Below are 13,085 nucleotides of genomic sequence, written 5' to 3'. Positions count from 1 at the left end.
ACATGTAATATATGGGTATATATCAACACAGGAGGTGAAGCTTTGAAACTTGACCATCTTTATAGTACGTTCCGCTTTTTAATTGTGATTATATCAATTATTGTCGGTTTAATTGTAGGGTTTTATGTGACTCAAGTAATTTATCCGTTCATCATCGCATTCTCCATTTCTTATTTTATGCATCCCCTGGTTTTGTTTTTTCAAAAAAAAGGGAGGATACCGCGTTCTTTAGCTATTTTTGCGGCACTTGTGATTGTCTTTGGATCAATTGCCGGTGTGTTAACGTTGTTAGTTGCTGAAATCATTTCAGGTGCTAATTACTTAGCCAACGTGGTCCCATACCACTTTGAAGATCTCGTTGTACATATTGAACAGTTTGTGGTAGGACAACTTATACCTTTGTACAATCAACTAACGACGCTATTTAATAACCTTGAATCTGGACAGCAGCAATCGATCATCACCAATATTGAGAATGTAGGAAAAACAGTAGCAACTACAGTTGGTCAATTTATCCAAACCTTTTTATTAAAAATACCTGATTTTTTAGGGTGGCTCCCGAGTGCTGCTACAGTTATTATTTTCTCCTTATTAGCTACTTTCTTTATTAGCAAAGATTTAGAACGTATCATGCATTTTGGAAGAAAGATTCTTCCAACAAAAGCAAGAAATAGTAGTAAAACCGTGGTGACTGACCTTCAAAAAGCACTTTTTGGTTTTGTAAAAGCCCAATTTACACTAATCTCAATAACCTCAGTGATCGTGTTAATAGGGTTATTGATTTTGAGGGTTGATTACGCAATTACAATTGCTCTTCTAATTGGTCTTGTTGATCTTCTACCTTATTTAGGGACAGGGTTGGTATTTGTGCCGTGGATTATTTATGCTGCGGTTAGTGGGAATATTGGATTTGCTATAGGCTTGGGAATTCTTTATGTAATAGTCCTTGTCCAAAGACAGTTAATGGAACCCAAAATTCTGTCTTCAAATATTGGCTTAGATCCATTGGCGACACTCGTTTCACTTTTTGTTGGTTATAAACTAATTGGCTTTTTAGGCCTCCTTGTTGGACCAGTTGTTCTTGTTATTTTAAACACATTAAATTCAGCTGGGGTTTTTAGGGATTTATGGGCTTATATTAGTGGACACAAAAAAAGCTTATAATAAAGAGGATGTCTAAACAGTTCACACATTTCTTTTACATGTGAACGATGTTTAAACATCCTCTATTTTTCACCTGATAATTGTAAAATTTCCTCTTTTAATAAATCGTTGAATCCATTTACCTATCCAAGGTTTTATACCTTTCCGTGTTGCAGGAAAAAGAAGCAAAAATCCTATTAGATCTGTTATAAAACCTGGCGTTAATAAAACTACTCCACCTACTAAAATACATAGTCCATCAATAATTGCATCACTTGGCATTTGGCCGTATCTCATCTGATCTTGGACTCTTCTTATTGTTTCTAGTCCTTGTTTTTTTGCTAGCCAAGCACCTAAAACTCCCGTTAAAATAATCAGCAATACTGTTGGCCACGGGCCAATTGTATTGCCTGACAAAACAAGTAAGCCTATTTCTAGGGCTGGTACAATAATGATTAGTGCCATTAATACTCTCATTTATGATCCTCCTTATAAGTAAAGCGTTAGACCCGGGTCATCCCTAAAAAACTTTGGGTCCCTGACTAGGAAGTTTTCATGTGACTTGGCGTCTAGAGCGAGACACCAAAACTAGGTTAAACTATAAACTTTATAAATATAAACAAAAGAGAAGGAGTAATTCCTTCTCTTTTGATTGGGTCAATAAATCATATGAAGCTTGCCCCACAAACATACCTTAAGATTAAAGTACGCTTGCATGTCCTTGATATACAATTCCTCTTGAAGAGTCCACTGTAATATCTTGTCCATCCTTCAGTAAAGATGTTGCGTTCTCAACTCCAACAATAACTGGAATTCCAAGGCTTAATCCCACAACTGCTGCATGACTTGTTAGTCCGCCTTCTTCAGTGATTAGAGCAACAGCTTTTTCCATAGCACCAATCATGTCGCGGTCAGTTCCTTTTGTAACTAAAACTGCACCATCAACCATTTTTGTATTAGCCGAATCAGATGTATCGGCAACAACTACTTTACCATAAGCAGATTTTTGACCGATTCCTTGACCTTTAACAATTACATCTCCAACAACATGTACTTTAATTAGATTCGTTGTTCCTGTCTCACCAGCAGGAACTCCTGCAGTAATAACAACTAAATCTCCGTGTTTGATAATACCTGAGCTTAATCCTTGCTCAACTGCAACATCAAGCATCTCGTCAGTAGATTTACACATTTTGCCAACTCTTGAGTAAACACCCCATACTAGAGAAAGCTTTCTTGCAGTTGACTCATTTGCTGTTACAGCAACAATTGGTGCCTTTGGACGATACTTAGAAATCATTTTCGCAGTGTATCCACTAGCTGTTGAAGCTAGAATTGCAGCTACGTTTAGATTTAGAGCTGTATGCGCCACAGATTGACCAATAGCATCAGTAATAGTTGTTCCTGATTGCTTGCTTCTCTTTGACAAAATCTCGCGATAAACTAGTGCTTGTTCTGCTCTTGATGCAATATTGTGCATTGTTGTTACAGCTTCTACAGGGTAATTACCCGCAGCTGTTTCACCAGATAACATAATTGCATCTGTACCATCAAAAATTGCGTTTGCAACATCACTTGCTTCCGCACGTGTTGGACGTGGGTTACGTTGCATAGAATCAAGCATTTGTGTAGCTGTAATAACTGGTTTACCAGCAGCATTACATTGTTTAATTAACTCTTTTTGAACAAGTGGTACTTCTTCAGCAGGAATCTCTACTCCTAAATCACCGCGAGCAACCATCAACCCATCAGAAACTTCTAGGATTTCAGCGATATTATCTACACCCTCTTGATTTTCAATCTTAGGGATAATTTGAATCTCTGCCGCATTATGCTCTTCCAATAATTCACGAATTTCTAATACATCAGCTGCACGACGAACAAATGAAGCTGCAATAAAGTCAACACCTTGTTCAATACCAAAAACAATGTCTTTAGCATCCTTTTCAGTAATACCAGGAAGATTTACTTTTACTCCCGGAACGTTAACACCTTTTTTATTTTTAAGTGTTCCACTATTAAGGATTTTTGTTAAAATTTCATTTTTCCCTTTATCTACAGTAATAACTTCTAATCCAATTAATCCGTCGTCAAGAAGGATCTTAGATCCAGTTGTTACATCATCCATTAAACCTGAATATGTAATTGAGAATTTCTCAGGAGTTCCAATTACTTCTTCCATTGAAACGATCACATTTGAACCTTCTTGTAATTCAATCGCACCATTTTCCATTGTGTTTGTACGGATTTCAGGTCCTTTTGTATCAAGTAATATTGCAACAGTTTTTCCAGTTGCCTTAGAAGCTTCACGGATATTCTTAATTCTTGCACCATGTTCTTCAAAATCTCCATGAGAGAAATTTAATCGAGCAACATTCATTCCTGCTTCAATTAGATCAGTTAACTTTTCTACACTTTCACTTGCAGGTCCTATAGTACAAACGATTTTTGTTTTACGCATTCTAATTATCCTCCTATTACTAACTACACCTATTAAATTTTATAATTAAGTCATCCCAAAAGGAAAGATACACTTCCTTTTATTTTTCACATTCAGGAAAATATTAATCCCTTTTGAGATATCTGACGTGAAACCGATACCATATACTATATAGATAGCTCTTTTGATAGTTGGTACATGCTATTATCAATTGTATGTGGTTGTTTTAGTACTTCAATGATATCATGGTCAACTAATTCATTCTTTTGAATTCCAATAGCGCGACCACCTTTTCCTTCAAGTAACAATTCAACAGCTCTAGCACCAAGACGGCTTGCTAATACACGGTCAAATGCTGTTGGTGATCCTCCACGCTGGATGTGACCAAGCACACTAACACGAGTTTCGAGCTTTGTAGCTTCTTCAATCTTCTTACCAAATTCTACGCCACTTCCAACACCTTCAGCTACAATAATGATACTGTGCTTTTTGCCACGATCATGACCACGCTGTAAACGCTGAATAATATCTTCCATATCATAGTTTTCTTCTGGTATTAAGATCGTTTCTGCTCCACCTGCTAATCCTGACCATAGAGCGATATCACCAGCATGTCTACCCATAACTTCAATTACGTATGTACGTTCATGCGAAGTAGCAGTGTCACGAATTTTATCAATAGAATCAATAACTGTGTTCAATGCTGTATCAAAACCAATCGTAAAATCAGTTCCTGGGATGTCGTTGTCAATTGTTCCAGGAACACCCACACATGGGAATCCGTGTTGAGTCAGCTTTTCAGCTCCACGATAAGATCCATCTCCACCGATAACAACTAGTCCTTCAATACCAAATTTATTTAACTGTTCAATGCCTTTTTTCTGGCCTTCTAGCGTCTTAAACTCTTCACTTCTTGCAGTATAAAGCATTGTTCCTCCACGGTGGATAATATCCCCAACAGAGCCTAACTCAAGCTTTTTGATCTGACCAGACATCAATCCTGCATAACCTTGGTAAATACCATATACTTCAATATTATGATAAATAGCCTTTCTTACAACTGCTCTTACAGCAGCATTCATTCCCGGTGAGTCACCACCACTAGTTAATACACCAATTCTCTTCATTTTTTCACCTCATTATATATAGTTACAATATGCAGAAGTAACATACATCCCTTTTTTAATAACTACTTTTATTTTGCCCTTCTAGCCATTGCTCTACAATGTTTTTAACATACCACGAAGATTTTTTGAAAACAATAGAGAAGATGTGAAATATTCTTATGTAGGGCTCTTTTCGGAAGAAAAGATGCCATTTCACTTAATTCATAGTTGTTTTCATAAACATTTAAAATCCAAGTCTTAGATATTAGCCATGTATGCTCTTTTCTGAAAAATATATTCCAATTCACACAGCTCTAGAGCTGAAAATAGCAATAAATTGACAAAGAAGTTCAAATCCTAAAAGAAAAGATGCCTCTCCACTTAATTCATAGTTATTTTCATGACCATTAACAAATCAAATTCTAGAAATTAGCCAAAGTAAGGCTCTTTTCTGAAAAATATATTCCAATTCACACAGCTCTAGAGCTGAAAATAGCAATAAATTGACAAAGAAGTTCAAATCCTAGAAGAAAAGATGCCTCTCCACTTAATTCATAGTTATTTTCATGACCATTAACAAATCAAATTCTAGAAATTAGCCAAAGTAAGGCTCTTTTCTTAAAAATATATTTCAATTCACACAGCTCTAGAGTTGAAAATAGCAATAAATTGACAAAGAAGTTCAAATCCTAGAAGAAAAGATCATTTAACATATAAATCTAAGTCTTAGAATTCAGCCAAATAAAAACAGTAAAAATTCGTCTTTCACATGAAAAACGTGCACCCTTATAAGGATACACGTTATCTTCACTGAATTCCAATAAAATCGTCAACTTTCTGATATTGTCCAATTTTTTTGAATTTTTCATAACGATGGGACACAAGAGTTTTTTTATCTAATTTCATTAAACTTTCTAGTGACTCCTTTAGTACGATGTCCATAGCAGCCGCTTGCTCAGAAATATTACGATGTGCTCCTCCCTTTACCTCTGGGATGATTTCATCAATAACACCTAATTTTTTTAGATCTGGCGCTGTGATTTTCATTGACTCAGCTGCCTTTCTCGCTAAGCTTGCATCTTTCCACAAAATGGATGCAGCACCCTCAGGAGAAATAACTGAGTAAGTAGAGTTTTCGAGCATGTGTATATAATTCCCTACTCCAAGCGCTAGTGCACCCCCGCTTCCACCTTCACCGATAACAACACAAATTACTGGAACTGTTAATCCTGCCATCTCAAAAAGATTTTTAGCAATAGCTTCACTTTGTCCACGTTCTTCAGCTGCTTTTCCTGGGTAGGCTCCCTTTGTATCAATGAAACAAATAATTGGTCGACTAAATTTTTCAGCCTGTTTCATTAATCTTAATGCTTTTCGGTATCCTTCCGGATGTGGCATACCAAAATTACGGCGAATATTTTCTTTTGTATCTTTTCCACGTTGATGACCAATAACTGTTACCGATATTCCATGGTATCTTGCAATTCCACCAACGATTGCTTCATCATCACCAAAATATCGGTCCCCATGAAATTCCATGAACTGAGAAAACAGTTGTTCAATATAATCCAATGTCGTTGGTCGCTCGGGGTGTCTTGCAATCTGCACACGATCCCATGGCTGCATATTGTGATAGATTTCTTTTTCAAGTTTTTCTAATCTAGTTTCAAGTTTTTCAATTTCAACCGATAAATCGACATCCGTTGATTTTGTATATTCTCTAAGTTCAAGTATTTTTTTCCTTAACTCAGTAACTGGTTTCTCGAATTCTAGTTCTCCTATCAACGAAATTCACCCCTTACTTGGTGTAAATCTAGTATATTACTGAGTGTTTCTTTCATCTCATGGCGATGAATTACTGCATCAAGCTGCCCATGTTTTAATAAAAATTCGGATGTTTGGAAGTCCTCAGGTAATTCCTCACGAATCGTTTGTTCAATAATTCTTCTTCCTGCAAAACCGATAAGTGCACGAGGTTCAGCAAAGTTATAATCACCAAGTGACGCAAAACTTGCTGAAACCCCACCAGTTGTAGGATGTGTCATAACAGTTATGATAAGTCCAGCTTCATCACTAAAAAGCTTTAAGGCAGAGCTAGTTTTAGCCATTTGCATAAGACTTAATACACCCTCTTGCATTCTGGCCCCACCACTCGCTGTAAAAATGATAAAAGGTACTTTAAGCTCTTTTGCCTTTTCAATAGCACGTGTGATTTTCTCTCCAACTACAGAGCCCATGCTCCCCATTCTAAAGGTTGAATCCATCACAGCTATAACCACTTTATATCCTGTAATCTCACCTTCACCTGTTACAACTGCTTCATTAATTTTTGTTTTTTGACGGTCTTTTTCTAACTTACTTAAATAGTCAGGAAAGTCTAGAGGATTTTCAGAAACCATATCCTTATCATATTCAATAAAGGTCCCTTCATCTATTAGGCTTGTTATTCTCTCATATGCAGTCATTGGAAGGTGATGATCACAATTCATACAGACCTTTAAACTTTTATTGAATTCCTTCGTATACATTATTTTTTTGCAATTAGTACATTTTGTCATGATTCCTTCTGGAACATCTTGTTTGGCATGCTCTGACGGAATTGCTGCATATTTTTTCTTTTTCACAAAAAGATCCTTTAACAAGCAAAAACCTCCTCACTTTTTTACATCATATATTGATTTATATGAACAACATTTGTTTAAAGATTTGGTACTACCAAATGATTGTAAGCTTTTATCACTTTTTCTAGATTTCTTTCTTTTAAACCATCCATAAGTTCTCTTAGAATATGTTCTTCTTGTCCCTGTTCATTCCTTGATGTTTGATAGTATTCATTTAGGACCTGCCATATTCTATAAAGTAGAAAATTGTCTGTTCCTTCTATAATCGACTTGATAAGGTCATCAAATGAAAGCTGATTATTTATTAGTCTCTCATCTAGCTCATTCAGTTTAGACGTTGATATTCTATCAAGCGCTAACTTGATACACTCACATTCAATAACATACTTCGTTTCAACCAAATCACTCTTTTTCTTTGTTCCTTGGAGAATAAAAGCGCCTAATATTTGGACTAGTTGGTTTTCACCAAAATTCTTAATATAGGTTCCTTCACCACGTCTTGTTTCTATTAACCCAAGTAACTCTAGTGACCTTAGTGCTTCTCTAACCGAGGAACGACCTACTTTTAACCGATCAGAAAGTTCCCTTTCAGATGGTATTTTATCACCAGCAATTAATCCATCTTCTACGATGATTGCTTGAAGCTTTTTGACAATTTCTATATAAAGCTTAGTTGATGTCACCTCTATTTTTCACTCACCTTGTCCGATTATGGCCAATCTTTTAGTTTTTTCTAAAATATCTTTTGGATCTACAGTAATCCTTGCAACACCAGTCTCCATTGCTGCTTTTGCAACAGCAGCTGCCACTGATGGTGCAACCCTCGGGTCAAACGGGCCTGGAATGACATATTCGGGTGTTAATTGATCTTCTGAAATTAGCGAAGCAATGGCATCAACAGCAGCCATTTTCATGTGTTCATTTATGTGTGTGGCACGAACATCTAATGCCCCTCTAAAAATTCCAGGGAATGCCAAAACATTATTTACTTGGTTAGGAAAATCTGAACGACCTGTACCTACAACCTTTGCGCCAGCTTCCTTTGCTACTTCTGGCATAATCTCAGGATTCGGATTTGCCATTGCAAAAATAATAGCATCTTCATTCATCGATTTAACCATATCGGGTGTTAATGCGCCTTCTACTGACACACCAATAAAAACATCAGCACCCTTTATCACCTCTGATAAACTTCCCTCAAGCTTTTCACGATTAGTATACTCTGCGACTTCAGCTTTTACGGAATTCATTCCATAGCTTCTACCTTCAAAGATAGCGCCTTTAGAATCACACATAATAATATCTCTCACACCATAGCTATATAATAATTTTATAATTGCAATTCCGGCTGCACCTGCTCCATTTGCGACAACCTTCATCTTAGACATTGTTTTATCTACTATTTTAAGAGCATTAACTAAACCTGCAACAGTCACAATCGCCGTTCCATGTTGATCATCATGAAAAATAGGAATATTCGTTTCCTTCTTCAATCTCTCTTCAATCACAAAACAATTAGGTGCTGCGATATCTTCCAAGTTGACCCCACCGAAAGTAGGCTCCAATAGTTTCACTGTCTCTATAATTTTTTCCACATCAGTTGTGTTTAAACAAATTGGAAATGCATCAACACCAGCAAAGCTTTTAAATAATACCGCCTTACCTTCCATAACGGGTAATGCTGCCTCTGGACCAATATTCCCTAATCCAAGTACCGCAGTACCATCCGATACTACAGCGACCATATTTCCTTTCATTGTATAATCATATACTTTGTTTTTGTCATCATGGATTTCTTTACAAGGCTCAGCTACACCAGGAGAATATGCAAGACTTAAATCCTTCGCATTTGTAACCGGGACTTTTGACTTTGTCTCTAACTTCCCTTTGTACATTTCGTGCATATGTAGTGCTTCTTCGCGTAAAGTCATTCAATTCACTCCCCAAACTTTTCCCATTAGGACGATTAATCGTTAGGTAAAGCCCTTTTTAAAAAGTAAAGTAATAATGAATAAATGAAAGAGTACTAATTAAGAATAAGTGATCTTATTCAAGCACTTTACCTTCTAAAACTAAACAAAAAAACCCTTATATGACGTACCGCTAGGTGGTCTGACCACGTTGACTCTTACAATATTAACATAAATTTAATTATTGTACATCGAATTTATTTCAATACAACATTTTTCTCCCCAAGTAAACCCTTTAACGAGGTAATTGCCTGCTCATCATCTTTAATCCAAAAATCCCTTTGCAAAGCAATTGTCTTTTGCTCTTTTTCGTAATACAAAACAACAGCTGTTTGACCTTGATAATGTTTTATAATCGTTTTAAGCTCCTTCATCAGGTCTTCATTTTGTTGCTGACTCTCAATTCTTAAGAATACCTTATTCTTTGGTTGGAGATTTTCTTCTTGCTTTACTTCTTTTATGATAAATTGTAGACGACTTTCCCTTGTTTCAACCGTTCCTTCCAAGAAAACTATTTCACCCTTTTGAAATTGCTTGGAAAACCGAGTATACACATTAGGAAATGCCACAGCATCTAGTTCGCCAGTTTCATCACTTAAAGTGAGAAAGGCCATAACCTCTCCTTTTTTAGTTCGGATGGTTCGCTCAGCTGTTATAAGAACACAAATCATGCTTTTCTTAGAGGGGGATAAATTAGCTAAATCACTTATTTGTGTTACTGCCACACTAGGAAACTTACTTAAGGCAGAAGATACAGGATGACTTGATAAATAAAATCCTAGTGCCTCTTTTTCAAATCGTAGTTTCTCTTCTTGAGTAAAAGGAGTAATCACCACATATTTTGGTTTGAGCATAAAATCATCATCATCGAATAAATCAATTTGATTATCATCTTTTGGGTGCATTAATTCAGCGTGCTCCATCGCTACATCAATGGTTGCTAAAAGGGTTGCCCGGTCTTCACCGAATTCATCAAAAGCACCTGAACAAATCAAGGATTCTAATACCCTTCTATTCACATTTCTGGTTGAAACACGAATACAAAAATCAAATAAGTCCCGAAATGGCTTCTTTCGTCGGGCCTCAAGAATATCACGAAGAGCTGCAGCTCCAACACTCTTTATCGCAGACAAGCTAAAGCGAATATGATCTTTTTCAACTAGAAAAGGAAACGTACTTTTATTAATCGAAGGTGGAAGGACGAGTATTCCTTTATGCTTTGCTTCTCGTATATACTGAGAGAGCTTATCTTCATTACCAATTACACTTGTCAATAAGGCAGTCGTAAAATAAATACGATAGTTTGCTTTTAAATAAGCCAATTGATATGCAATCATACTATAGGCAACAGCATGACTTCGGTTAAATCCATAGTTAGCAAATCGGACAATTAAATCATATATAGAATTTGCGACTTCCTGATCATAACCTCTATTTATACATCCCTTTACAAAGTGTACTCTTTCTTGGTCTAGAACATCTTTCTTTTTCTTACTAACTGCTCTTCTAAGTAAATCAGCTTCACCTAACGAAAAGCCAGCCATTGTTGAAGCGATTTGCATGATTTGTTCTTGATATACAATTACACCATATGTTTTACGCAAAATTGGCTCTAAATCGGGGTGTGGATAATTCACTTCTTCACTCTTGTGTTTTCGAGAGATGAAAAGTGGGATATTTTCCATCGGACCAGGACGATACAATGCATTAACTGCCACAATGTCTTCTAATTCAGTTGGTTGAAGTCTTTCAAGTACACTTCTCATTCCAGGGGATTCTAACTGAAAAATCCCTGTCGTATCTCCACTACTTAAAAGCTCAAACGTCTTCTGGTCATTTGTAGGAAGCTTATCAAGTTCAATTTTTTGTTTTGTATTTTTACGAATAAACGTAACGATATTATCGATTAAGGTTAAATTACGTAAACCAAGAAAGTCCATTTTTAATAACCCTATTTCTTCAAGAATCTCCATTGGAAATTGGGTTAAATACACATCTTGATGCCCCTCTTGGATAGCGATCATTTCAGTTAATGGCTTTTCACTAATAATAACCCCAGCCGCATGAGTAGAAGTGTGTCTCGGAAGACCTTCAAGCCTTATCGCTGTTTCAAATATCTTTTTCCCGATATCAGATTTCTTAAGATAATCCTGTAACCCTTTTGATTCTTTTAATGCCTCAGGTAACGTAATACCAAGTCTTGACGGAACCTGTTTGGCTAAGAAATCAGCCTCTTTGCTAGAGATCCCCATAACTCTACCGACATCTCTAAGGGCTGCACGGGCTGCTAGTGTCCCAAAAGTAATAATTTGCGCGACATGAAGCTGTCCATATTTTTCAGCCACATATGTAATCATTTCATCACGTCGGTTATCTGGGAAATCAATATCAATATCTGGCATTGAAATTCGTTGTGGATTTAAAAATCGTTCAAATAGTAATGAATGCTGAATAGGGTCTACATCTGTAATTTTTAACACATACGCAACAATCGAACCCGCTGCCGATCCACGACCTGGTCCCGTTAAAATCCCATTACTATGTGCGTATTTCATAAAGTCCCAGACAATCAAGAAATAATCACTAAAGTTCATTTTATTGATAATCTCTAGCTCATATGTTAACCGTTCATAATGGTCCTCACTAGGGTCAATATATCTTTCTTTAAGCCCTTGAACACATAACCGAGAAAGATATTGAGAAGAAGGCTCATCATTTGGAACTGGGTATTTAGGGAGAGCGATTTTACCTAACTCGATCGTCACATTGCACCTTGAAGCAATGTGAAGTGATTGTTCTAGCACCTCAGGAATTTCTGAAAAAAGTTCAATCATTTCTTCCATCGATTTAAAATAATATTCATGACTATTTAATTTAATTCTGTCATCTTCAGAGAACTTCGTTCCATTCTTAATATTAAGCAAACACTCAAACGCATCTGCATCTTCTTTCTGTATATATTGAACATTGTTTGTTGCAACTATCTGGATTTGCTGCTCTAAACAAAAGGATCTTACTTTTGAAAAGATCTCTTGTTCGTCCTTTAAACCATGGTTTTGAAGGGCAAAGTAAAAATCTCCGTCTGGAAAAATCCGCTTATAAAATTCAGTAACTTTCATCGCTTCTTCCAATTTACCTTGAAGGATATATTGCTCAATTTCCCCTTCAAGTCCTGGACTAATCGCTATTAATCCACGACTATAATGAGGAAACCACTTTTTAGGAAAACCATTTTTTGATTTAGTTTGTACGATACTACTGATTTTCAAGAGGTTTTGATAACCAAAGTGATCTTTTGCTAATAATACAATCGGCCTCGATTGCTCATTTTCTACATCACTTAAAACTGAAACAGTTAAACCAATAATTGGCTTGATTCCATGTTTAATACATTCTTTATAAAAAGCTACAGCTCCGTACATAACATTTTGATCGGTTATAGCAAGTGATTTAAACCCATACTCACTTGCTTTTCTTACTAATTCTTCAATTCTTACAGAACTAGAAAGTAAACTATATGAACTATTAATTTGAAGGTGTACAAAAGACATTTAGACCCTCCTTTTTCCGACATCTCTTTTTATCTATTATAGTCCTTTGAAAATGACCAGACAAATATTGAATATTGTCCCTCTATTATGAGGGGGCTAGTATTATTTTGTAATTGACTTCATATTCAAGGTTGTTAACATCAGTTATTTAATTTCAGTGAGTTCGTCACTAATCATATCGTTTTTATAATCTAAATCTTAAGGAATAGACTAAATGAAACATACTTATTTATGATTGTCCATATATATTAATA

The 13,085-nt window shown here is 36.0% G+C and carries 9 protein-coding genes; 1 reads left to right on the top strand and 8 read right to left on the bottom strand.

The features are described from left to right. Positions 1 to 42 precede the first annotated feature (42 nt). The gene (gene ytvI, locus BK579_RS10020; RefSeq protein WP_078545137.1) at positions 43 to 1,164 is read left to right on the top strand and encodes a sporulation integral membrane protein YtvI; all 1,122 of its coding nucleotides are present in this window, start codon (positions 43 to 45) and stop codon (positions 1,162 to 1,164) included. A 69-nt stretch (positions 1,165 to 1,233) separates the two neighbouring features. Here ytvI and BK579_RS10015 read toward each other — a convergent pair whose 3' ends face one another. The 8 genes from BK579_RS10015 to BK579_RS09980 all read right to left on the bottom strand — a co-directional run bounded on the left by BK579_RS10015 (position 1,234) and on the right by BK579_RS09980 (position 12,831). Further along, positions 1,234 to 1,620 (bottom strand): FxsA family protein, encoded by a 387-nt coding sequence (locus BK579_RS10015; RefSeq protein WP_078545135.1) that lies wholly within the window; start codon positions 1,618 to 1,620, stop codon positions 1,234 to 1,236. A gap of 223 nt (positions 1,621 to 1,843) precedes the next feature. Then, positions 1,844 to 3,604 carry a pyruvate kinase gene (gene pyk / locus BK579_RS10010; RefSeq protein WP_078545133.1) on the bottom strand — a complete coding sequence of 587 codons (1,761 nt, stop codon included), beginning with the start codon at positions 3,602 to 3,604 and terminating at the stop codon, positions 1,844 to 1,846. Positions 3,605 to 3,750: 146 nt separating this feature from the next. Beyond that, positions 3,751 to 4,710, bottom strand: a complete 960-nt coding sequence (gene pfkA, locus BK579_RS10005) for a 6-phosphofructokinase (RefSeq protein ID WP_078545131.1) — start codon at positions 4,708 to 4,710, stop codon at positions 3,751 to 3,753. A gap of 786 nt (positions 4,711 to 5,496) precedes the next feature. After that, positions 5,497 to 6,474, bottom strand: a complete 978-nt coding sequence (accA, locus tag BK579_RS10000) for an acetyl-CoA carboxylase carboxyl transferase subunit alpha (protein WP_078545129.1) — start codon at positions 6,472 to 6,474, stop codon at positions 5,497 to 5,499. Beyond that, entirely contained in the window at positions 6,471 to 7,331 is an 861-nt protein-coding gene (gene accD / locus BK579_RS09995) for an acetyl-CoA carboxylase, carboxyltransferase subunit beta (protein ID WP_078545127.1), read from the bottom strand. Before accD ends, accA begins: the two co-directional genes overlap by 4 nt. A gap of 56 nt (positions 7,332 to 7,387) precedes the next feature. Then, on the bottom strand, positions 7,388 to 7,993 hold the full coding sequence (locus BK579_RS09990) for a FadR/GntR family transcriptional regulator (RefSeq protein ID WP_235848402.1): 606 nt from the start codon (positions 7,991 to 7,993) through the stop codon (positions 7,388 to 7,390). 9 nt (positions 7,994 to 8,002) lie between these two features. Beyond that, positions 8,003 to 9,241, bottom strand: coding sequence for an NADP-dependent malic enzyme (locus tag BK579_RS09985; protein ID WP_078545123.1), 1,239 nt, complete (start codon positions 9,239 to 9,241; stop codon positions 8,003 to 8,005). Between the two features lie 236 nt (positions 9,242 to 9,477). Then, positions 9,478 to 12,831, bottom strand: coding sequence for a DNA polymerase III subunit alpha (locus BK579_RS09980; protein WP_078545122.1), 3,354 nt, complete (start codon positions 12,829 to 12,831; stop codon positions 9,478 to 9,480). Positions 12,832 to 13,085: the final 254 nt, after the last annotated feature.

It is taken from the genome of Litchfieldia alkalitelluris, from assembly GCF_002019645.1.
Taxonomy (GTDB): Bacteria; Bacillota; Bacilli; order Bacillales; family Bacillaceae_L; genus Litchfieldia; species Litchfieldia alkalitelluris.
The sequence above is the reverse complement of the archived record's forward strand: the minus strand, read 5'-3'. Positions and strand labels throughout refer to the sequence as shown.